This window comes from Zunongwangia sp. (assembly GCF_048269745.1).
Classification (GTDB): domain Bacteria; phylum Bacteroidota; class Bacteroidia; order Flavobacteriales; family Flavobacteriaceae; genus Zunongwangia.
Window position 1 is genome coordinate 91,615 of sequence record NZ_JBLXIB010000002.1, and the last position, 24,194, is coordinate 115,808.

Genomic DNA, 24,194 nt, shown 5'->3' on the forward strand with positions numbered 1-24,194 from the left:
AATGAATTTTGAAAACCAAATAAACTTAAAAAAACTACCGTCCCATATTGCGATTATTATGGATGGTAATGGTCGTTGGGCAAAATCGAAAGGTTTTTTAAGAACCATGGGGCATAATGAAGGCGTAAAATCAGTAAAAGAAACAGTAGAATCTGCCGCTAAAATTGGTGTTTCTTACTTAACGCTTTACGCTTTTTCTACTGAAAATTGGAACCGTCCTAAATTAGAAGTAGACACTTTAATGAAAATATTAGTGTCGTCTTTAAAGAAAGAAATTAAAACACTACAAAATAATAATATCCGATTAACAGCTATCGGAAATATTGAAACATTACCCAATAAAGCCAAAAGAGAATTATTAGATGTTATTGAAAAAACTAAAAATAATACTCGAATGACGTTAATATTGGCGCTAAACTACGGAGCAAGGGAAGAATTAACGTCTGCATTTAAAAAAATAGCCAATAATATTGAAAATGGCACGTTAAAGGCTAATGAGATTAATGAAGAATCTATAAATCAGGCATTATACACAAATTCGATGCCGGATGTAGATTTAGTAATTAGAACAAGTGGCGAACAAAGAATAAGTAATTTTTTGCTATGGCAAATCGCTTATGCGGAATTATATTTTACTAAAGTACTTTGGCCGGATTTCAGAAAAAATGACTTATTTGAAGCTATTTACAATTATCAAAACAGAGAACGAAGATTTGGAAAAACAAGCGAACAACTTAGTTAGTTCATATATGACGAAAAAACTATTTACATTCATTATTTTAAGTTTTGCTTTTAGCATTTCTGCACTGGCACAACAAGATATTGCTATCGGAAATGGAAAAAAGTACACCATTGGTGATATAAAAGTAACCGGCACTACTAGTTTTAACGAACAAACAGTAATATCGTTCACTCGATTAAAAAAAGGAGATGAACTTTATATTCCCGGAGAACGACTAAGTAACGTAATCAAAAAATTATGGGATTTAGATTTATTTAGCGATATCAATTTTTATATTACTAACGTAAATGGTAATGTAGCGGATCTTGAATTAGAAATAAAAGAAGTTCCACAATTAGCTGAAATTCGTATCAAAGGGGTTAAGAAAAAACGGAAAAAGGAAGAGCTTATTGAAGAGAATAAGTTGAAACCAGGTTTAAAAGTGACAGAAAACGTCATCACTACTACCAAAAATTATATTGAAAATAAATATAAAAAAGATGGCTATTTTAATACTAAAGTAGCTATAAACACTATTCCTGTTAAAGATACTGCTAAAGCCAACCAAGTAAATATGGTGGTGAATGTTGATAAAGGTGATCGTGTTAAAATTAAAGACATTGAGTTTATTGGGAATGAAAAACTTTCTGACGGTAAATTGCGAAAAGCTTTAAAAAACACTAAAGAAAAGCGCTTTTATCGATTCTGGAAACGCTCTAAATTCAATAGAGAAGATTATGCAGAAGACAAAGAAAAATTAGTAAACAAGTATAAAGAAAAAGGGTATAGAGATGCTCGTCTTCTATCTGATACTTTAATTAAAATAGATAAAAAAAATATTGCTCTAAAATTAGAAATAGCTGAAGGAGATAAATATTATATCGGAGATATTGATTTTGTAGGAAATTCAGTATATACTGATGATTATTTACACCGTGTACTTGGGATAAAAAAAGGAGATACTTACAACGGAGTTCTTTTAAACGAGCGTATTGAAGATCCTCAAGATCCTAATGCATTTAATGTTTCTTCTATATATAAAAATAATGGATATTTATTCTCTATGTTTAACTTAGTAGAGACAAATGTATACAACGATACAATCGATTTTGAATTACGAATTACTGAAGGTAAAGAGGCTTATTTTGACGAAATTCGAATAGTAGGGAATAACAGAACGAAGGATCATGTTATTTACCGACAATTACTAACAAAACCGGGCCAAAAATACAACCAACAAGATGTAGTTTCTACTGTTCGTGAATTAGGCGCTTTAGGATTTTTTGATGCAGAGCAACTTAGTCCTGAGTTTGTAGATCCAGATCCGCAAACAGGAACCTTATCTTTAGAATATAATGTAGTTGAGTCTGGTGCCAGTCAAATAGAACTGCAAGGTGGTTACGGTGGTGGTGGCTTCATCGGTACGTTAGGATTATCTTTTAACAACTTCTCTATAGAAGGATTATTTGATAAAGATGCATATAAACCGGTACCAATGGGAGACGGACAGCGTTTATCGTTACGTGCTCAGGCTAGTACCTATTATCAAACCTACAGTCTTTCTTTTATGGAACCTTGGCTAGGAGGTAAAAAACCGGTACAATTTTCTACTTCATTCTCATACACTAGACAATTTCTATATGATTATAGAAGAAGAAAAGCTAATAAAGACAAGAGTTTCGATATCCTTGGAATTTCAGTAGGTCTTGCTAAACGATTAACAACTCCAGATCCTTATTTAACCGTTTCTCACACTGTTGGTTTCCAACGTTACGATTTAAATAACTATAACACCGGATTGTTTACTTATGGGAATGGATTCTCTAACAACTTCTCATATACATTTGGTATAACACGTGATAATCGTGGAGTTAACCAGATTTTCCCAACAGTTGGTTCGCTATTTAGTTTAACAGCAAAATTAACTCCTCCATATTCACTATGGAATGGTACAGATTATAATAGTTTAGCCAACAAACGAGAGTTTCAGTTAGAGAATGAAGACGGAAAACTTATCGATAGAAACGGTAATCGAGTACTCCCTCAGAATGCAGTTGGTGATCAATCCAAAATAGATCAAGAAAAATACAAATGGTTAGAATTTTATAAAGTTAAGTTTAACGGAGACTGGTACACTACACTAGCAAACTTCGGACAAAGTAAAAATTTAGTACTTCGAACAAATGCTGAATTTGGATATTTAGGAGCATATAATAACGATCGTGGTATTCCTCCTTTCGAACGTTTTTACTTAGGTGGAGATGGTTTAGGATCCTATAGTTTAGATGGTCGTGAAACCATTCGACTAAGAGGTTATCCAAATAACTCACTTACACCTTTAGATAGAACTTCATTAAGCCAAGCTTCTAATGATGATGGTGCTACTATTTATAATAAATTTTCATTAGAACTTCGTTTCCCAATAACATTAAAACCATCTGCCTCGATATATGCGTTAACATTTATAGAAGGTGGTGCTACTTACGATGATTTTAAAGATTATAATCCTTTCCAATTAAATCGTTCTGCCGGTGCAGGTCTACGTATTTTTATGCCAGCCTTTGGTTTATTAGGTATCGATTTTGGATACGGATTCGATCCTATCCCAGGAGAATCTGGTGGAGCTCACGGATGGGAAACACACTTTATTATTGGACAACAATTTTAATAATATTGGGATAATTTCTATATTCGATGCCAAATGAAAAATTATAAACTGATTGTATTACTTTTTATAATCCCACTGCAAAGTTGGGCTCAACGTGGTATGAATATCGCTTATATTGATATGGATTACATTCTTAAAAATGTACCAGAATATCAACAAGCATCAGGTCAATTAGAAAATAAAGTTCAAACTTGGCGTTCAGAAATAAACGAGAAACAAAATAAAATCGACCAACTTAAGCAGGAACTTGAAAATGAGCGACCTTTATTAACAAAAGAATTAATTGAGGAACGAGAAGATGATATTACTTACCTGCAAGACCAGTTATTAGATTATCAACAAAAACGATTTGGACCTGATGGTGATTACATTATTCAGAAAAAACAATTAGTCCGTCCAGTACAAGATCAAGTATATAATGCTGTAGAAGAAATTGCTGAAAATCGTAAAATTGATATTATTTTTGATCGAACTTCAGAAATTGGTATGGTTTATGCCAAATCTAATTTTGATGTGAGCGAACAAGTATTACGAATTATAAAACGTACTGCTAATAGAAAACAAATTGAGGAACGCAAAGATTTAATTGAATTAAGAAAAGAAGAAAATAGAACAGCAGAACAAGATAAGGTTATCGATGAAAGATACCAACGTGCCGATTCTTTAAAAACTGAACGCCAACTATACATTGAAGAAAGACGTAGAAAAATTGATTCTGTTAGAGAAGCTCGAAAAGCTGAATTTGAAGTAAGAAGAGCACGTATTTTAGAAGAAAGACAACAAAGAAAAGATAGTATAAATGCTGCTCGGAATAACCAATAGCAGAAAATAATAATAAATAATACTTTAACACTTAATAACTAAGAAAAAAATGAAACAATTTAGATCACTATTTATAGCGTTAATGCTAACTTTAGGAGTTACCACGCTAACAAATGCACAAAACAGTAAAGTTGCTCATATCGCAACACAAGAACTAATTGAAACGATGCCTGCTTATAAAGATGCTATGGCTCAATTAGATAAGCTACGTAATACATACGATGCTGAGATTAAAGATATGATGAACGAAGCACAACAAACTCTTAAACGTTACGAAGCTGAAGCTGAAACAGTAACTGATGAAGAAAACGCAAAACGTTCTCAAGAATTACAAGGTGCACAAAGAAGAATTCAAGAGCATAGCCAAAAGGCAAGCCAAGATATCCAGAAAAAACAACAAGACTTAATTCGTCCTATTTTAGAAAAAGCTCGTAATGCTATTCAAAAAGTAGCTCGTGCAAAAGGATATGACTATGTATTAGATTCTACTACAGGAGCTGGTGTAATAATGGCTGATGGGTACGATTTAATGCCTGACGTTAAAAAAGAATTAGGTATTTAATATCGAAAGAATTATTTAGTTAAAGCTATTTAAAAAACTGCGCAATATTGTGCAGTTTTTTAATTTTAGACTATTATGAATAACACAGGCTCAATAGGAATTTTTGATTCAGGCATTGGCGGGACTTCCATCTGGAGAGAAGTAAAAACACTACTTCCGTCTGAAGATACCATCTACCTAGCAGATAGTAAAAATGCTCCGTATGGTATAAAAAGTAAAAATGAAATAATTGCATTAAGTCGTAAAAACACTGAAAAGTTACTTGAGCTTGGAGCCAAACTAATTATAGTTGCCTGCAACACAGCAACCACTAATGCTATTACCGAACTGCGTAATGAATACAATGTACCTTTTATTGGTATAGAACCAGCAATAAAACCGGCTGCACTACTTTCAAAAACAAAAAACATTGGAATCTTAGCTACAAAAGGGACACTCAGTAGCGCTTTATTTAGCAAAACTTCTAAAGATTACACAATTGGATTACAAGTTACAGAAGTGGAAGGAAATGGACTCGTAGAACTTATTGAAAGCGGAAGAATTGAAAGTCAAGAACTATACAATTTACTTCAAAAGTTAATTTCACAATTCGACAAAAAAAATATTGATTATTTAGTACTTGGTTGTAGCCACTACCCTTACCTAATTCCAATACTTCAAAAATTACTTCCCAATACAACGATTATCGATTCAGGAGAAGCTGTAGCTAGACAAACAAAAACTATTCTTCAAAAGAAAAAATTATTCAGTACGAATACTGAACTGCAACAAACGTCTCATTTATTCTTCAGCAATAAATCCCCAGAAGTATTAGAATATTTTATAAAAGCTAAAAAAGCTTCGATTGATTATTTAGATTTTTAATTAATTGCTGGGCATTCACAATCATAACGTTGTCGATTTTTACCGAAGTTGTATCCTAAAGTTATTTGATGAAAACCGCTATTGCTAATAACCATTGAGTTTAATTGATTGCTATACGTATATCCTACTAAAAATTGCTTATAAGTAATTCCTACAAAAGGTGTTAAATACTGAAGATTTCTAGAAGATTCTGACACACCCGATATTGAATTTTTTAGAGAGTCGAAGCTATATCGATAAGAAAAACCTCCCCAAATTTTACCAAAATCGAGTTTCTTATACGTTTTTAAATTAACATCTAAAGTTGATTGTGATAAAAAATCTAAATACTGAAACAACGTTGAAGGCTCTAATGACCAATCGTTTTCTAAGCTAAACACATAACCCAAACTAGCTAAATATTTACGTTGATTAGTTGGTAATGCTAACGGACTAGATATATCTTCATACACATTTAATAGATTTTTAGCAGCTATATGCGCATAAAAATCTAAATAATAATACGATAAACCTACATCGATATTTGCAAAAACCTCATTATTTTTTTGGTTACCAAAAATAGGATCGAATTCAACAAACTCACTTTCATCTAACCGTTTTTGAATAAGCCCTACATTAATTCCAAATGACAACTGGTTTAAATCTATATTATCACGAGAAAACATTAAATGATAAGCAAAAGTACCATAAACTGCCAGTTTTGAGGTATATCCATTTTCATCTCTAAAAAATATTCCACCTATCCCTACTCGGTCTCCAATTTTACCATTAGCGCTTATAGTTTGTAAGTTTGGCGCATCGGCAACGTCTAACCATTGGCGTCTAGCTGTTAATCGAACCTGATTATAATTAGCTGCACCAGCCATGGAGGGGTATAATAAATACAGATTATCAGTTAGATAATCCGAATAATTGGGCATTAATTCTTGTGCACTAATAGTATACACATTATACATAGAAAATAGCACTATTAAAATAATGTGGTATTTCGATTTTGCTTTTTTTAAAGTCAATTGAAACGAGAATTATCCTGTAATGGAATTAAACATAATATTCAATCATTAAATATATGAATTAGCTAACTTAGTTTAGTATTTTTGACCAAAAATTAGAAAATGGAACGATATACAATTAATATACAACATACTACACAGCCTGAAATTGTAAAATTTGAAGCAAATAAATTTCTCACTAAACATGAAAATTTTGAATTTAAAAATATCGATGAGGCTTCAAAATCTCCAATTGCTCAACAATTATTTTACTTACCATTTGTAAAAACTGTCTATATCTCACAGAATTTTATTGCTGTTGAGAAATATGATATTGTAGAATGGGCAGATATAGAAAACGAAGTTGCAGAGCAAGTTGAAAGCTACCTTAACAAAGGTGGTGTGGTCATTAAAGAAGAAGTAAAAGAAAATCAGAAAGTACCAGTAACGGTTTATGCTGAAAGCACTCCAAATCCTTCGGTTATGAAATTTGTTGCTAATAGAAAATTAGTACTTAATCCTGCTGAATTTAAAAATATTGATGAAGCTAAAGACTCTCCTTTGGCACAACAATTATTTCATTTTCCTTTTGTAAAAGAAGTCTTTTTTACAGAAAATTATGTTAGCATCAATAAATATGATATTGCTGAATGGCAAGAAATTGTATTAGAACTTAGAGAGTTTATCAGAACGTATTTAGAAGATGGTAAAACTGTACTTACTGATGATGCAATAACTACATCTGTAGATAGCAATTCTAAAAACGCTACTCTTAAAGAAAGTACTAATCCAGCATCTAAAGTGAAAATAGAAGATTTAGACGATACTTCTCAACAAGTTGTAGCAATCCTAGAAGAATATATTAAACCGGCTGTTGCAAGCGATGGTGGTAACATTTTATTTGATTCTTATAACGAAGAAAATAAAACTGTAAAAGTAATATTACAAGGAGCTTGTAGCGGATGTCCATCTTCTACAATGACACTTAAAAATGGTATTGAAACTATGCTCCGTGACATGCTTCGCGATAAAGTACAATATGTAGAAGCTATTAATGGCTAGTATATAAACTGCCTTATACATAGATAAAAAGAAACCCGAAATGTAATTATTTCGGGTTTCTTTTTATTTACTAAACTGTAATACTATAAAGTTCGTTTTGCTTCTTGATAGAATTCCTGAAACAATTGTAATAAATTCATCGAAGAAGTAATTAAATCTCTCGTCTCTAGTAATAACCCGAAATACAATTTGCTGTTTTTCGGACTGGTTTCTGAAGTTCGAATTCGGTTAATCTGTTTCTGAATTAAATCTGAAACATAATCTAGCAACTCTTGCTTATCATTTAATATTTGCTCTATTTTTCCAAACTCATGTTGATTAAAAGTATATTCAATTTCATCAAAAAGCACTTGCATTTTATCATCTACTTTCTTTAAGTCCCGAATTTGATTAAACTTTAAATTCTTATGATTGTTATGAACATGATTGTAGCTATTTCGAGTTATATAACCAATAGATTGAACCATATCTTGTAAGTAATCTAGAATAAGTATATAGAATTTACTGGCTTCTACAGAGTTTTCATCTAACGATTTAATAAAGTAAAATATATTCCCTTTTAACTCATCTACCTCAACTTCTAACTTACCAATAGATTTGTTAGATTTCTTTAATTTACCTAGATCATGATAACCTAAATTTACTACAGTTTTAGTGTATAACTTATTTATACCTTTAATTACACTAGAGATATTTTCTGAAGTTTCAGTAGTTATCTCGTTAATAGTAATAATATCTGTACGGTTATAACGTTTACTTTGTTTTTCTTCTTTAGATTTTTTGGAATGTATCATTCCACTTCTTACTACCAATACTACAGCTAGAATAATTAATAGCACTAATGCGATTGTTCCTCCATAATAAATGATAGCTCCAAAAATTGCGGCTGCACTAAATGCTACTAATGCAGTTACAAACCATCCACCTATTACATTTAACACTCCAGCCACACGATATACAGCACTTTCTCTATCCCAAGCACGATCGGCCAAAGAAGAACCCATTGCCACCATAAATGTTACATAAGTAGTAGATAATGGTAATTTCAAATTAGTACCTACTGATATCAAAATACTAGCTACAACTAGGTTTACAGAAGCTCTAACCATATCAAAAGCAGGCGCATCTAAACGCTTTGTGCGAACATGATGCTCTGGCTTTTCAAATTTAGAATCAATTTTTCGCTTTACGGCTCTTGGCACCAATGTAGAAAATGAGCTACTTACTATTAAAGAATATCGTACAATTTTTCTAGAAAGCCAATTTGGTTCAAATCGTTCTGCCCCGTCGCCTTGACGTGCCAAATTAACACTAGTATCTACTACAGATTTTGCTTTACTACTAAACCACAAAGTAATAATCATAACTCCTCCTGCAATAATCAATAAAAACTCAGGTGTAGCTACACTTCCACTCAAACCTGACATTGAAAATTCCGAAGGTAATATACCGGTTGCCGCGTAAGCATCTTGCCAAAGTGTAAAAGATTGCCAAGCAGCAATAGGTACACCTATAAAGTTCACTAAATCATTTCCTGCAAAGGCTAAAGCTAATGCAAATGTTCCGATTACTATTATTATTCGTAAAATGTTAGCTTTAAATACGCTAATTAATAACTGACTAATAATTGTAAACAGCACAAAACATCCTATAATAATTAGTACAGTATGGGTATTAATATATTCAATAATTCCATCTGAAAAATAAGGAATACTTTTAATTCCTTTTATCAAAATAAAATATAGAATTGCTGTAAGAGAAAGTCCTCCAAAAACACCACCTGCATATTTAATTTTTTTCTCAAACTGAAAAGAAAAAATTAACCTAGCAAAATATTGTACAATTAAACCTACTAGAAAAGCTATTACTACAGCCATTAAAATACCTATAATAATTTCGGTTGCTTTACTGGTATTTATATATTCAGTAAGAATAGACAGATTATTACCATCATTATAGATTTTAATTACAGCAATACTAACCGCCGCTCCTAATAATTCAAAAACAATAGAAACAGTTGTTGAAGTTGGTAATCCAATAGAATTGAAGAAGTCTAGCAGCAGTACATCTGTAATCATGACTGCCATGAAAATAATCATGATCTCTTCAAAATAAAATTGTTGTGGTAGAAAAATCCCTTTTCGAGCAACTTCCATCAGCCCACTAGAAAATATAGCTCCAATACCAACACCTATACTCGCAACAATAAGTATTGTTCGCATAGATACTGCCTTAGAACCGATGGCAGAATTCAAAAAGTTAATGGCATCATTGCTTACTCCTACCACCAAATCAGTAATAGCTAAAGCCAATAAAGCTACTAGCATTACCACATAAACATCTTCCATAAGTGCAGTATTTTGAACCAGCAAAAATCTGGAATTTTAATTACATATTATTTCCCCGAAGGTTACCAAAACTTTAAATTATCACTTTTCACATGTAGTTTTAAAGTTGCGCAAATATAGAAATATCAAGGATTTTAAAACCAAGCTGTATATTAAGCTTATGTAATTTGAATATTAAACTCATTCTTTTATTGTATATTTTAAAAAAACGCCTATATGAAAGAGAATAAAGCTACTAATGAGTTAGCTCTAGAAAGCAGCCCCTACTTATTACAACATGCTAAAAATCCTGTTAATTGGAGAATTTGGAGTGATGCTGCCTTAAATGATGCCAAAGAGCAAAATAAACTATTAGTAATTAGTGTGGGATATGCAGCTTGCCATTGGTGCCATGTAATGGAGCATGAAAGTTTTGAAGATATAGAGGTAGCAAAAATAATGAACGATAATTATATCGCCATAAAAGTAGATCGAGAAGAGCGTCCTGACATAGACCAAGTTTACATGCAAGCTGTACAAGTAATGACTGGCATGGGAGGTTGGCCAATGAATATTGTTGCTTTGCCTGACGGACGACCAATTTGGGGCGGAACTTATTTTAAAAAGCACCAATGGATAAGTGCGCTTCAACAAATTAAGTATTTATATAAATCTGAACCTGAACAATTATATAACTATGCCGAGAAATTAGAAAATGGTCTGGAACAAATGAACATTATTGACATCCCTACCAACTCAGATTTTTCTAGTTTCAATCTAAATAATTGCATCAGCACATGGCAAAAAAAATTCGATTTTAAATATGGAGGCATAGGTAATGCCCCAAAGTTTATGATGCCTAATAATTTAGCTTTTTTATTGCGCTATAGCAATCAAAATCGAGATACAGGAATCGCTAATTTTGTATGGACTACGCTAGATAAAATAGCTTCAGGAGGAATTTTTGATCCTATTGATGGTGGATTTAGCAGGTATAGCGTTGATGAAAAATGGCATATTCCCCATTTTGAAAAAATGCTTTACGATAATGCACAATTACTATCCCTATACAGCGATGCATATAAACTTAGCCAGAAAGAAGAATATAAGGAGGTTATTAAAAAAACAGCTGATTTTATAGAAACTGAATTTACAGATGCTAGCGGCGCATTTTATACAGCCTTAGATGCAGACTCTATCAATTCCGTTGGCAAGAAAGAAGAAGGTGTTTTTTATAGTTGGACAAAAGAAGAATTGAAAACTACAATTTCTGAAGAGTTTGAATTGTTTTGCGAATATTTCAATATTAATTCAACTGGTTATTGGGAAAATGGACAATACGTTTTATATAAAACAACCAATGATGCTACATTTACAAAAAAACATACTATATCTGCTAAAGAATTTTCAGCAATAAAAAAAACTTGGATTTCTGATCTAAGAAAAACTCGCGAAAAACGCCAAAAACCCTTATTAGATGATAAAAGCTTAACTTCTTGGAATGCACTAACCATAATTGGTTTATTAGATGCTTACACTGCATTACAAGATCAAACTTATTTCGATCTCGCTAATAAAAACGCATACTTCTTAAAAGAACACCAAATTAATGATGACTTTAGTATGTTCCACTCCTACAAATCAGAAAAAAGTAAAATTGAGGGATATTTGGAGGATTATGCATTTAGTATAGCAGCATTTTTAAGACTTTATGAAGTTTCTTTCAAGGAATCCTGGCTTCATTTAGCTAATAATTTAACTGAATACACTCTAGTTAATTTCTATGATCATAGCCAGAACTTATTTAATTTTATAAATGAAAGCCAAAATCGACTTATAAGCAACCCAAAGGAATATCTAGATAATGTGATTCCTTCTTCAAATTCTGTAATGGCCAAAAACCTATTTGCACTTTCTAAACACTTCCCAACTTCCAATTTTGGAGACATTGCCAAAAATATGTTTTTGACTATTGCTTCTGAAATTCATAAACACCCTACTGGTTATTCAAATTGGTTACAATTATATTTAAACTTCAGCAATCCCTATTTTGAAATTGTTATTAGTGGAGAAAAAGCAAAACAAATCAACCAAAATATTCAGAAAGACTACCTTCCTAACTGTATATTTTCAGGAAGTACTACAAAATCAGAACTACCACTACTTACTAAACGTTTTGAAAAAGGAAAAACACTAATTTATTCCTGTAAAGAAGGGCAATGCCTACAACCTACGGAAAATTCAGAAGAGGTTTTACAAAAAATTAAAGCTGTTTAACAAAATTTAAACGTAAAGCATTCTTTAAATGTTAAAAAAAATGACTCTATTTGTTGAAAATCAATACTTCTTATGGATATATTAAACGATTGGAGCCACATCGCTCAAAAATATGCTGAAAAATTTTTTAGCTATTTACCTACTCTTATCGGAACAATTATTCTACTAATTGTAGGCTTATGGGTTATCAAATTAATCATTAAATATGTAGACAAGTTTTTTCAGAAAAAAGACTACGATCCTACACTAGAAAAATTCACACTCAATTTATTGAGTTGGGGATTAAAAATCTTACTTTTTGTACTGGTAATAACCAATTTAGGAGTAGAAACTACTTCTTTAGTAGCTGCAATTGGTGCTGCCGGTTTAGCTATTGGGCTAGCTTTACAGGGCTCGTTAGCCAACTTTGCAGGAGGAGTTTTACTTATTGTTTTAAAACCGTTTAAAGTTGGAGATTGGATTGAAGCCCAAGGTGTTTCTGGTAGTGTGGTAGAGATTACACTTTTCTATACTAAAATAGATACTTTTGGAAACCAACGTGTTGTAGTTCCAAATGGACAACTTAGTAATGATAATATTACGAATTATAGCTATAACAATTTACGTAGAGAAAACTTAACCTTCGGTATTTCTTATGATGACGATATTAAAGCTGCAAAAGAAGTACTTACAAAACTAATCGACGAACAGAAAGATATTGTTAGAGATCCAGCTCCACAGGTTCTTGTTGGAGAATTGGGAGATAGTTCTGTGAATTTCTATGTGCGTTATTTTGCTCCTAACAGTGTTTTCTGGGATTTACATTGGAATGTTATTGAAGAAGGAAAAATACGCTTAGAGGCTGCAGGTATGACAATTCCTTACCCACAACGTGATGTTTATTTGTACGATCAAACTAAAATGAGCGGAACTCAATTAAAAGAACAGAAGAAAAATTCTGAAGACAAACCAGCTGAAAAGTAGTTAAACTACTTTTAACCTGCTACAAAATCTTTTAAATAATAAGGTTCAAAATAAGCGACATCCTCGATGTCGCTTATTTTATATTTAGCTTCTGCTAATGCTATCATTTCTTTTGAAGATGGCAAAGTCTCTATTATAAACTCTGTATTAGAAGCATCACAAATCTCACTAAACTTTGCAACACCATTGCCAATAAACGTAACTTTATTATAGTTGTCTAAATATTCCTTAAAAGAATTTTCAGTTAATACTACTGCCTTAGTTTTATCAAGCTGTTTCCAATTAGCATCAAAAATAGCAGCATATACTTCCATTCTTCTAGCATCTAACATCGAAATAATCAAATCTCCTTGCTCAGGCTGAATTTGTTTAGCTAAAGCTGTTAGTGTAGGAATCGAAATTAACGGAATATCAGCAGCAAAACACAATCCTTTAGCTGCGGAAACTCCTATTCTTAACCCTGTATAAGAGCCTGGTCCTTTGCTTACCGCTATAGCATCTAGATCTTCAACTTTTAATTGATTTTCTTTTAGAATATCTTGAATAAATAAATGCAACTTTTCAGCATGAGAATATCCTTTACTATTATCCTCTTTAACAGCAATTAATTTACCGTCGAATGCCAAAGCTACCGAGCAATTAGTGGTAGCTGTTTCTAAACAAAGAATTTTAGCCAATTTATTTTTATTTTTACTATTCCTCGGGAGAAGCTACTTCTACTTTATCTCCAGATTTTAAAAGTTTAGTTACTGTATTGTAAGGCCCCGTAATTATATTATCTCCAGATTTTAAACCTTCTGTAATCTGAATATTTTTATCATCTTGTATTCCAGTTTTTACAACACGCAATTTAGCTTCTTCTCCTTGTTTTACAAACACACATTCAAATATTTTTGAATCTTGATCAATTGTAGATTTTTCAGGTGCCATTTTTTTAGTTGAAGTCGTATCATTTTTTATCACAATAGCACTAATCGGAATTCCTAAAACATCTTCTTTTCGATTTGTAATTATCTCTACAGTAGCCGTCATACCTGGTCGGAATGGAGAAAAATTATCAGGCTTTCCTTTAAGTAAAGATTCGTAAGACTCTTTTAAAACGCGAACTTTTACTTTAAAATTAGTTACTTGGTCGGTAGCTAATTCACTATCAGCAGAGTTTGATATTTCGGTAACAACACCTTTAAATTCTTTACGCAAATAAGCATCTACTTCTACAATTGTTGAATCACCAACAGCTACTTTAACAATATCATTTTCATTTACATCTACAACAACTTCCATATTGTCGAGATTGGCTACTCTTAAAATTTCGGTACCGGCCATTTGCTGGGTTCCTACTACTCGTTCACCTAGTTCTGCATCTAGTTTTGAAATAGTCCCCGTCATAGGAGAATAAATGGTTGTTCTTGCTAAGTTATCTTGTGCTTCGGTAACCGATGCTGAGGCACTTTGCATGTTATAATATGCTGATTCTTTACCTGCTTGAGCTACTTCATAATTAGAAACTATACCATCCCATTCCGATTTTGAAATAATACCTTTTTCGAAAAGCGTTTTATTACGTTGGTAATCTGCGGTAGCCTGTTTTAGGGTTGCATTAGATTGTGCATAATTAGCACGAGCATTTTCCATACTCGCTTTGCTTCTTTTTAAGCTAGATTGGTAAATATCCGGATTTATTTTTACTAATAAATCTCCTTTTTCTACCGATTGCCCTTCTACAATTGGAAGCTCTATAATTTCTCCTGAAACTTCAGATGAAAGTTTCACTTCTACTTCTGGTTGTATTTTACCAGTTGCCGAAACTGTTTCTACAATATCTATTGGTTTAATTTCAGTAACTTCTACCTGTTTATAATTTCCGGTTTTTCCAAACCATCCGGCTTTTTTACCCACAATTAATAAAATGATAAGTAGTACAATACATCCTAAGATGATAAAAAGAGTCTTTTTCTTCATGAGTTAAAATTTAAGATCTGGAACCGGAACTCCGAAATAAAGTTCCAAAACCTTTAATTTGAATATATAATCGTATTTAGCTCTCACGGCTTCACGCTGTGAATTTTCGTATTTTATTTTAGATTGACTAAAGTCGAATGCATTAGTTAGTCCAACATCAAATCTTTCATTGGCATAACTATAAGCTAATTCTTGAGCTTCAGCGGCAACTTTAGCTGCTTCATAGGCTTCATAAGATCCTTTAGCATCTAAATAAGCTTGATATACGTTAGATTCTAAATCTAATTCAGCCTGCTCTAATTGATATTCGGCTCTACGAACTTCAACTTTATTTCTGTTTACTTGATTTCTAATTGAAAAACCATTAAAAATAGGCACACTTAATTGGAATCCGTACGATATACCATCATTTCTCCATAGCTGCTCAACAAATGGTCTCGGCCCTACAATTCTAGTTACACTCTGAGGTTGAGATTGAGTAACAACAGCTTCTCCTGTAGATTCTACATATCCAATTTGCGTGGTTTCTTGTGATGGAGGAGTTTCTATATACTCTATTCCATTAGAGCCAGACTCACGAGTATTATAGTTTATAAAAGCACCAAGAGTAGGTAAATAAGCACCTCTAGATATTTCTACATTTTTCTCTGCTAACTTTTTATTTGCTTCTGCAACTTTTATTTCAGATCTATTTTCCTTGGCTTTATTTATTATTTCATAAACAGAATGATCTAAAACATCTGTTCCGAAAATTTCGTAATCTCGATTAACGATATCAAAAGTCTTATAATCTTTTATAAGTAAAGTTTGTGCAAGATTAACTAAAGATATTTTAATATTATTTTCGGCAACAATTATGCGTTGGCGTTCATCGGCATTGGTTGCTTTAATTTCTAAAAGATCTCCTTTTGGCAAGGAACCTGCTTCTACTAAATCTTTAGTACGATCTAATTGTTCTTTAGTAATTTCATTTTGAGATTTTATGACATCTAGATCTTGTTTGTTAGATAGCACCTTTAAATAAGCATCTACTACATACAAAATGATATCATCTTTCATTTTTTGTAGTGAATATTGCGCCGCTAATTTGCTTATTTTTGCTTGTTGTAATTGCCTTATATTTCGTAAACCATCAAATATGGTATAACTAGCAGTTGCTCCAGCAGAAAAATTTCGGGTAGTTTGATTCTCTAAAATCCCAGTAGTTACATTTTGTGTTAAACCAGTATTCCAGGAGTTACTTGCTGATGCTTGAATGTTTGGTAATAAATTACCAATTGCTCCACGCTTTTCGATTTCAGCTCCTTCTACATCAAGCTCAGATTGCTTGATAGAAATATTATGCTCTAACGCATAATTGATACATTCTTGTAATGTCCACTTTTTTTCTTGAGCATTTGCAAAAACGCTTATAAAAAGTAGTGTTACTAACAAACTATATTTCCTCATACTATATATTCTAAAAACATATGTCTTTTAAAAGGAAAACTTGTTACACTACAATAGGTTATTTTATAAGAAAAAGAATGTTTTTTTAGATTTAAACGATATTACTACAGAAAATATAAAGATTTACTCTTTACTTTATTGCTTTAAATCTAAGTATATAGCTTATGATATTTTAAGACTTTTTTGCTTTGTAACTTCGGTAAATATAGTACCCCAAACCACCTATTAATAAGTATGGAAAAACCATCAGGTAAACAATACCATCATTAACTCCTTTTGCCGCATCTTGAGAACCTTCACTTTCCAGCACAGCACGACACATTGCACATTGTGCATTAGAAACGATAGGGATCAAATACACCATTACAAAAAATAGTATCGATTTTTGCCATTTCTTACTCATAATTAATCTTTTTAGTAATAAGGATACATAAATAAATAAACCAAAACTCCTGTTACTGCAACATAAGACCATATTGGGAAAGTCCATCTTGCTATTTTAGCATGTTTTGTATATTCTGCACTTAAGCCACGATACATGGTAAATAGTACTAAAGGCAGGATTATGGCTGAAAGTACAATGTGAGTTATTAAGATAAAATAATATACATATTTAAAATCTCCCCCATAATGCGCAGGTTCATTACTTATTTTAGATAATACATAACTTACTAAAAACACTGCTGAAAGTATAAAAGCAGTAATCATTACATTACGATGCTTTTTATAATCTTTAATTCGCATAAAATAATAGCCAATAGCTAATAAAATAGCCGTTGAACCATTTAAAACAGCATGGAATAAAGGATAAGCTCCGGCTTGAATTCCTAATATATTATACCGTTCTGGTAAGTTCATTAATACCAGAACAACAATAGGGACCAAAATAGAGATAACAACAATTATAGGTACCGCAACTTTATCGGTTATAGATAGGGACTTTTTCACAGCAGTTTTTTAATATCTTGAATTAATATATCGATTTGTGGTTCTTCTTCATCTTCAGCAATAGATTTATTACGTTCAACAAAACCTCTGTAATAAATTATTGGATTTCCAAAATTGTCTTTTCTAGAACGTAAATAACCATCTTTATCTACTAAAGCAAACATTCCAGAATGCACAAAACCACCTTTTGCTTTAGGGTCTACTCCTGCATAAGTTTGAAACCCTACATTAGCTAGATTATAAATTGCATCTCTATCCCCAGTCATTAAATGCCAATTTGGATTTGTTATTCCCTTATTTTCGGCATATTCTGCTAAAACTTCAGGAGTATCGTGCGTTGGATCTATAGTAAATGAAGCTACGCCGAAATTTTCTTCTCCCTTTAATTCATTTTGAACTTCAACCAAATTGTCATTCATGATTGGACAAATAGTTGGACAAGTTGTAAAGAAAAATTCTACCACGTACACTTTACCTAAATAATCTTTGTTAGTTATCGTATCGCCATGCTGATCTACAAATTTAAAATATGGAGCCTTCTTTTTTTTACCATCTAATTTGATATAAGCTAAATCTTCCCCGGTAGATTTTTTTGAAGTTTCAGATCCTTTAATATTTAAACGATCTGCAGTAACCACAGTTCCATCAGAGATTCTTTCAATTATCTTTGGAATAAAAATAATTCCAAATACTAAAATGATAAAAGCAATTCCTATGTATGAATATTTCTTTTTCATTTGTCTATAGAATTTTCAGCATTATTTTTTTTAAGAGCTAAACGATATTCTGCCAAAATAATTTTAACATCATCATTCATCTTATTTGTTAATTCTGCAATATCTCGAGAATCGTACCCATAAACCTCTAACTCATCACTATCATCACGACCTCGTAAATTTCTATCTTTATCAACAATAAAAACATATGGTGTATAACCGGTTTCAGATAGTTTGTAGGGAGCCTTAAAACTTTGGTAAAGCATTTCAATATCCTCTACATCACCAAAAACAAATTTCCACTTATCGGCGTTTGTAATTTTATCGAAAGCATTTTTAAAATCCTTTGCATTACTACGTGCTTTTTCTGGAAGCACAATTACAAATTGAAAATCTTTAAATCCGTAGTATTTTTCTAAAATTTTCTTATCAAGATTAAATGTATTTCCTTTTAAGTTATCGAGATTATCTCCAAAAAAAGCAACAACACTTATATGATTTGCAAAACTAATAGAATCGTCTTTAAAGCTATGTAAAGAAGAAATTTCACTAACCTTTTTAGTAAGTATTGGAAGCTTTGCAAAATTATTTTTACCAGATGCAAAGAACAAATAAGTTACAATAGGTAAAGCGAAAAGGATAGTTAATACAAAAAATTTTTTCATTGTATTTAAATAGAATTGGTGCAAAAATAAAAAGACGGTTTAAAAAAACCGCCTTTTCATTTACTTTTAACTTTAGATCTTAGAAATTCCAATCTATAAAGCCATTTTTATAAACTTCGTATACATAATTACCTTCAGTAAGTAAAATAAAAATTATATATATACCAAGAAATATTCCTGTCCAAACTACAGCTCTACGTAAGCTTTTCTTTTCATGCTCTAAGTGCATAAATGCCCAAGCAATATAATATGCTTTGTAAAGTGTTAATAAAATAAATATCCAATTTAAAAGATGCATACTTACAATACTAGTCTCAACCAAAAAAGTAGGGCGTACAATACCTAAAATTACCTCTACAATAGTTACTACTGAAAGTATTCCGAATACTTGCCAAATTCTCTTAGAATTCGATTTATGTTCGTTATGTGTTGCTATATTTTCTTGTGCCATAATATAAGTTTCTTTTGAAATTAAACTAGATAGAAGAAAGTAAATACAAACACCCAAACTAAATCTACAAAGTGCCAGTATAATCCAACTTTCTCTACCATTTCATAATTTCCACGACGTTTGTATGTTCCTAAAACAACATTAAAAAATATTATAGTATTGATTATAACACCTGAAAGTACGTGAAAACCGTGAAATCCAGTAATGAAAAAGAAAAAGTCCGCAAATAAAGGTGGACCATATTCGTTTTCAGTCAAATTAGCTCCTTCAACTACTCCTACTGCTTGATTATCTAACCATTTAATAGACTCCGCTCTCGATAAGATAGTTTTCCCACCATCGGCATTATTATCTAGCATTCTAATTTGCAAGCTTTCATCAGCTTTAAATCCTGCTTTTACATCTTCTAAGGTATAGTTAGGGATAGAACTTTCACCCTCAAACCACAAGCCTTTACTAGCTTCGTGAGTAGTACGTTCTGAACCTTGAACAATTGCAATATCTGCTAAACCTACACGTTCTCCTTCGCTATTAACAAATTGTAATATCTTATCTCCTTTTGTTTTAACAGCTCCATATTCTCCTTGAATAAAATTGGTCCACTCCCAAGCTTGAGAGCCTAAGAATATGATCCCACCTATTAGCGTTAAAAACATATAAGTAGCAACTTTCCCTTGTTTTAACTGGTGCCCTGCATCTACAGCTAACACCATTGTAACAGAAGAAAAAATCAAAATAAACGTCATAAACGCTACATAATACATAGGAGCATCTACTCCATGTAAAAAAGGAAAGTGATTAAATACCTCATCGGCAATTGGCCAAGAATCTGCAAACTTAAATCGTGAAAAACCATATGCTGATAAAAAGCCTGTAAAGGTAAGTGCATCTGACAGGATAAAAAACCACATCATTATTTTACCATAGCTGGCCCCAAGTGGCTGATTACCACCACCCCAAGTTTTACCTTCGGTGCCTGTTCTAACAACAGTCGCGTCCATAAAAAGAAGTCATTTAATTTTTAGTGATGAGCAAAAATACGTATTTTTCTTATCTAAAGAAATATAAAAATAAAAACAGGTAAACCCAAACCACATCTAAAAAGTGCCAGAACGTTGCACCTAGCTCTAATCCAAGTGTTTGTCCATTTTCGTACCGTAGTTTAAAATGATTATAAATTACAACCAAAAGCACTATTAATCCGACAGATAGGTGTGCTAAATGTACCAAAACAAGTATATAAATAAAACTAGTTGTAATAGTACTTTCGCTCCCTGTAAAATAATAACCAGCCTTAATAATAGTTGAAAAACCCTGAAATTGAAAAACTATAAATAAAATAGCTAGAACTAATGTACCTATTAAAAAAGCAGAACCATTTTTTTGTTTCCCCTTAATAATATTCTTTTTAGCGAACCAAAAGGTCACACTACTTAAAAAAATAATTATTGTACTCCAAATAAAAGCTTGTGGTAATTCAAAATCGGAAAGCCAATCTGGCCTTGTTTTACTTACAACATAGGCACTTGTTAAACCAGCAAACATCATCACCATACTAATAATACCAAATAAAAGCATCATTTTTTTGGCTCTGATTGTTCTTTCTTGCTCAGTTCCTTGAGTTAAATCCATTCTCTAAAAATTTTATCTAATACATAGATTATCTGTACTAATGTAATATAAGAAACGCTTGCTAACATTAAACGCTTTGCCGCTAAGGTACTCCGTTTTTTAAAAAGATTGAAAGCAAAATACAACATTCCTAACCCTAAAATAAAAATAATTACACCTGAAAAAGGCGTTAAGTATAACCTCCCCGTAACTCCAAAAACAGGAATTATCGAAGTCAGTATTGTCCAAACTGTATACAAAACTATTTGAATAGCTGTTCCTTTATCGCGCTTTCCGGTAGGAAGCATAAAAAAACCACCTTTTTTATAGTCGTCATACAACCACCAACCAATAGCCCAGAAATGCGGGAATTGCCAAAAGAACTGTATCATAAATAATGTACCTGGTTCAATACTAAAATCTCCAGATGCGGCAACCCAACCCAACATAAATGGGATAGCTCCCGGAAAGGCTCCTACAAAAACAGATAATGGGGTTTTGGTTTTTAAAGGCGTATAAATACTCACATACAAGAAAATACTTATAGCACCAAACATAGCGGTTTTTGGATTTATAATATATAATACAACTAAGCCCAAAACAGTAAAAACCGTAGCTATAATAAAAGCTGTAGTAACAGACATTCTTCCGGCAGGAATAGGCCGGTTTCGGGTTCGATCCATTAAAATATCTAAATCCTTTTCTATTATCTGATTATAGACATTAGACGCACCTACCATAAGATACCCTCCTATAGCCAGTAAAATTAATGTAGTAAAATTAATTGTTTCAGCTCCTAAAAAATATCCAGCTATAGATGAAAAAACAACACTAATAGCTAAGCGAAATTTAGTAATCTTTTTTAAGTCTGATAAATTAGAAGAGTAAGAACTATGTAAACCTGCGCTTCTCAAAAATACATTTTTTATAATTGGCGCAAAGATACTTTTAAAATGTATTCTAGCAAGTATGCAAGATTGTTAATTTTTCAAGCCTATTTTTTTCTTAATAATCATAATACCAATTAAATATATCGGTACGTATACCAAAGCTCAACCAAGGTGTTGTTTGATCTGAATTTAGAGCTGTATTAGTATCCACCTTAAAATCACGATATATAAAGCTACCAAAAAATTTCAAATTTGTTTCTGGATTAACTATATATCCAGCTTCTAACCTACCAAAAAATGAATTTGCTGTATTACCCTGCCCAATTTTTACACCTTCATCAAAAGGTCGATCTTGATAGGTTCGATAAATATTACCGCCGTAAGAAACACTATTTTCAGAATCACTAAAATCAAATCCTCTTTTTCCAATTATAAATTTAGCCGATCCATACCAACGATCCTTTTTATATCTTGCTATCGCAATAAATTCTCTGAAATTAGCACCCCAAAGATGCGCCATAGACTGATTATTATGACCATAGTTTAGTACTTCTAATCTATGCGAATAGGTATACGGCCTCACTTGGTTATATTCCAATCTTAAAAATAGATTAGGCACATTAAAAGCATTATAATATTTAAGACCTAATTGGTACCCTAATTTATTTTTCCAACTTTTAGTTCCTCCAAAAATATCACTTGTCGAAAACTCATCAATAATTAACTGAGAATATACGTTCAACTTGTCGTTAACTTTATATTTTCCACTCAATCCAATTATTGCATTCCCTCCTTTAGAGCCGGTTGAAAACTCTATAGCTCGATAAAAAATAACTGGATTTAAATAATTAACATCGAATCCTCTGTCGTTATCATTTTGCCAAATAACCGATTCAAATAAACCAATATTTAAACGCTTGGTTACATTTAAACTCAAATAATGATTTGCCATATATTTAGTTCGAAAACTTCCATTCTCTGTAACTTCAGGCCTTACATCTCGAAGCGACATCCAAGTATTAGTATATTTCATTTTCCAAAAAGTTGTATTTATTTTAAAGTACGGAGAAGGAGAAGCCACATCACTTAAAAACAAAGAACGGTAGCCATCACCAATAAAATTTTTTCCGTGTCCAAATTGGAAATTAAAATATTTTGAAGGGGAATACGATAAATAAGCTTCTGCTACAGGATAATCATAAGCATCGCCACTAAACTCTTTTGCAACACCCCTACCAGGGATAATAGCCGGGTCTCCTCCAAAAGGTTTTAAAGAATTTGCCCATTCATTATAATAACCAGCAAACCTACCTTGATTTTCATAGACCACAGTATAAAAATTTAAGTGCTTACCTAATCCTCCTTGAAAAATAAGTGAACGCGAATTATTATAAGTATAATCTTGGGAATCATCTTTAAAATCTTTTCCTATTTGTAAGCCTAGCCCAAAATCTACAGTAAACCAATAATCGTTATTTTGAAAACGTAATAAATGTTCATTCCAAAGTTTACGCCCTAATAACGATTTTTTACTTTTATATAATTGTTTAGATGCTTGTTCTAGATTATAATATTTAGACACTTCACTAAATAAGAATGGTTTTGTAGCGGTATGATTATTTACACCTAATCTATTCATGGCTTCATCAAACCGAGAATAATATTCGTGGGATAATGGAATATTTAATTGGCTAGAATAACGAGGATTTGTAAAAGTAGAAGATTTTATACTATCGTATTCTTCGGAAGCTTTAATTAAAGGATTTGTAAAAGACTTTTTTACAACCTTCTCTTGTTTCGGCAAATCAATAATTCGAGTTTCTGCAATTGAATATTCTGGAGATTTAATAGACAAGTCTATTGGTAATCGAAATTGCATAGAAATAGCTCTTCCTTGATAAGTAGCTGGTTTAATTTTAGGCAACAATTTAAAAATTCGTTCAATCTCATTCTTCACATTAGCACTATTTGCTGAAATATATAAGGTTTGAAATTGTCCGGCTGTATCAACCTCAAAAATTGCTGTAATATTTTTACTTTCTTCTGAAGAGAATTTTGGTTTGTTATCGCTGTAGTTATCTGCTATAAAGTTTAGTAATTGCTGACTAAAACATTTCTCTTGTTCTGTAGCTGAAACACTTTCACATTTAGAAAATTGCGGATAGTTTTCTCTCTCTTGCGCAAATGCACTAACCCCTAAAAGAAAAGCGAAAAGTAAAAAAATGAACTTCATATTAGAACCAA

General features: G+C 31.9%; 22 protein-coding genes. 8 read left to right on the forward strand and 14 right to left on the reverse strand.

Annotated elements, in window-relative coordinates; all coding sequences use genetic code 11:
- The first annotated feature begins 1 nt into the window (after position 1).
- The 5 genes from ACN0WI_RS03200 (at position 2) to murI (ending at position 5,637) form a co-directional block, all read left to right on the forward strand.
- Positions 2-742: an isoprenyl transferase gene (locus ACN0WI_RS03200; protein ID WP_417885176.1), complete on the forward strand. Its 741-nt coding sequence runs from the start codon at positions 2-4 to the stop codon at positions 740-742.
- Between the two features lie 7 nt (positions 743-749).
- Complete coding sequence (gene bamA / locus ACN0WI_RS03205) at positions 750-3,389, forward strand: outer membrane protein assembly factor BamA (protein WP_417885177.1); 2,640 nt, start codon at positions 750-752, stop codon at positions 3,387-3,389.
- 99 nt (positions 3,390-3,488) lie between these two features.
- Entirely contained in the window at positions 3,489-4,211 is a 723-nt protein-coding gene (locus ACN0WI_RS03210; protein WP_417885178.1) for an OmpH family outer membrane protein, read from the forward strand.
- Between the two features lie 49 nt (positions 4,212-4,260).
- Entirely contained in the window at positions 4,261-4,773 is a 513-nt protein-coding gene (locus tag ACN0WI_RS03215) for an OmpH family outer membrane protein (protein WP_417885179.1), read from the forward strand.
- A 75-nt stretch (positions 4,774-4,848) separates the two neighbouring features.
- A complete protein-coding gene (murI, locus tag ACN0WI_RS03220) occupies positions 4,849-5,637 on the forward strand; it encodes a glutamate racemase (RefSeq protein ID WP_417885180.1) in 789 nt (262 codons plus the stop codon).
- Here murI and ACN0WI_RS03225 read toward each other — a convergent pair.
- Positions 5,634-6,650 carry a type IX secretion system membrane protein PorP/SprF gene (locus tag ACN0WI_RS03225; protein WP_417885181.1) on the reverse strand — a complete coding sequence of 339 codons (1,017 nt, stop codon included), beginning with the start codon at positions 6,648-6,650 and terminating at the stop codon, positions 5,634-5,636. The two genes, murI and ACN0WI_RS03225, sit on opposite strands and share 4 nt — an antisense overlap.
- A 102-nt stretch (positions 6,651-6,752) precedes the next feature.
- On the opposite strand from ACN0WI_RS03225, the gene ACN0WI_RS03230 reads away from it, so the two are divergent.
- On the forward strand, positions 6,753-7,691 hold the full coding sequence (locus ACN0WI_RS03230; protein WP_417885182.1) for a NifU family protein: 939 nt from the start codon (positions 6,753-6,755) through the stop codon (positions 7,689-7,691).
- 83 nt (positions 7,692-7,774) lie between these two features.
- On the opposite strand, the gene ACN0WI_RS03235 is transcribed toward ACN0WI_RS03230, so the two are convergent.
- Positions 7,775-10,039 (reverse strand): anion permease, encoded by a 2,265-nt coding sequence (locus ACN0WI_RS03235; RefSeq protein ID WP_417885503.1) that lies wholly within the window; start codon positions 10,037-10,039, stop codon positions 7,775-7,777.
- Between the two features lie 216 nt (positions 10,040-10,255).
- On the opposite strand from ACN0WI_RS03235, the gene ACN0WI_RS03240 reads away from it, so the two are divergent.
- Both ACN0WI_RS03240 and ACN0WI_RS03245 read left to right on the forward strand, forming a co-directional pair.
- Positions 10,256-12,295 carry a thioredoxin domain-containing protein gene (locus tag ACN0WI_RS03240; protein WP_417885183.1) on the forward strand — a complete coding sequence of 680 codons (2,040 nt, stop codon included), beginning with the start codon at positions 10,256-10,258 and terminating at the stop codon, positions 12,293-12,295.
- Between the two features lie 72 nt (positions 12,296-12,367).
- Positions 12,368-13,258, forward strand: coding sequence for a mechanosensitive ion channel family protein (locus ACN0WI_RS03245; protein WP_417885184.1), 891 nt, complete (start codon positions 12,368-12,370; stop codon positions 13,256-13,258).
- Positions 13,259-13,269: 11 nt separating this feature from the next.
- Here the strand turns inward: ACN0WI_RS03245 and tsaB are convergent, their stop codons facing one another.
- The 12 genes from tsaB to ACN0WI_RS03305 all read right to left on the reverse strand — a co-directional run bounded on the left by tsaB (position 13,270) and on the right by ACN0WI_RS03305 (position 24,183).
- Positions 13,270-13,935 (reverse strand): tRNA (adenosine(37)-N6)-threonylcarbamoyltransferase complex dimerization subunit type 1 TsaB, encoded by a 666-nt coding sequence (gene tsaB / locus ACN0WI_RS03250; protein ID WP_417885185.1) that lies wholly within the window; start codon positions 13,933-13,935, stop codon positions 13,270-13,272.
- A 16-nt stretch (positions 13,936-13,951) separates the two neighbouring features.
- Positions 13,952-15,220 carry an efflux RND transporter periplasmic adaptor subunit gene (locus ACN0WI_RS03255; protein ID WP_417885186.1) on the reverse strand — a complete coding sequence of 423 codons (1,269 nt, stop codon included), beginning with the start codon at positions 15,218-15,220 and terminating at the stop codon, positions 13,952-13,954.
- Positions 15,221-15,223: 3 nt separating this feature from the next.
- Positions 15,224-16,669, reverse strand: a complete 1,446-nt coding sequence (locus ACN0WI_RS03260) for a TolC family protein (RefSeq protein ID WP_417885187.1) — start codon at positions 16,667-16,669, stop codon at positions 15,224-15,226.
- 172 nt (positions 16,670-16,841) lie between these two features.
- Positions 16,842-17,072, reverse strand: coding sequence for a hypothetical protein (locus tag ACN0WI_RS03265; RefSeq protein ID WP_417885188.1), 231 nt, complete (start codon positions 17,070-17,072; stop codon positions 16,842-16,844).
- A gap of 11 nt (positions 17,073-17,083) precedes the next feature.
- Complete coding sequence (locus tag ACN0WI_RS03270; RefSeq protein ID WP_417885189.1) at positions 17,084-17,617, reverse strand: DUF420 domain-containing protein; 534 nt, start codon at positions 17,615-17,617, stop codon at positions 17,084-17,086.
- Positions 17,614-18,354 (reverse strand): SCO family protein, encoded by a 741-nt coding sequence (locus ACN0WI_RS03275; RefSeq protein WP_417885190.1) that lies wholly within the window; start codon positions 18,352-18,354, stop codon positions 17,614-17,616. The genes ACN0WI_RS03270 and ACN0WI_RS03275 overlap by 4 nt, the downstream gene beginning before the upstream one ends.
- On the reverse strand, positions 18,351-18,998 hold the full coding sequence (locus ACN0WI_RS03280; RefSeq protein WP_417885191.1) for a hypothetical protein: 648 nt from the start codon (positions 18,996-18,998) through the stop codon (positions 18,351-18,353). Before ACN0WI_RS03280 ends, ACN0WI_RS03275 begins: the two co-directional genes overlap by 4 nt.
- Before the next feature lie 79 nt (positions 18,999-19,077).
- A complete protein-coding gene (locus ACN0WI_RS03285) occupies positions 19,078-19,449 on the reverse strand; it encodes a cytochrome C oxidase subunit IV family protein (protein WP_417885192.1) in 372 nt (123 codons plus the stop codon).
- Between the two features lie 20 nt (positions 19,450-19,469).
- Complete coding sequence (locus ACN0WI_RS03290; protein ID WP_417885193.1) at positions 19,470-20,450, reverse strand: cytochrome c oxidase subunit 3; 981 nt, start codon at positions 20,448-20,450, stop codon at positions 19,470-19,472.
- A 49-nt stretch (positions 20,451-20,499) separates the two neighbouring features.
- Complete coding sequence (locus tag ACN0WI_RS03295; protein ID WP_417885194.1) at positions 20,500-21,081, reverse strand: cytochrome c oxidase subunit 3; 582 nt, start codon at positions 21,079-21,081, stop codon at positions 20,500-20,502.
- Positions 21,072-21,974, reverse strand: a complete 903-nt coding sequence (gene cyoE / locus ACN0WI_RS03300; RefSeq protein ID WP_417885195.1) for a heme o synthase — start codon at positions 21,972-21,974, stop codon at positions 21,072-21,074. Before cyoE ends, ACN0WI_RS03295 begins: the two co-directional genes overlap by 10 nt.
- A 91-nt stretch (positions 21,975-22,065) precedes the next feature.
- Entirely contained in the window at positions 22,066-24,183 is a 2,118-nt protein-coding gene (locus ACN0WI_RS03305) for a gliding motility protein RemB (protein WP_417885196.1), read from the reverse strand.
- Between the last annotated feature and the right edge of the window lie 11 nt (positions 24,184-24,194).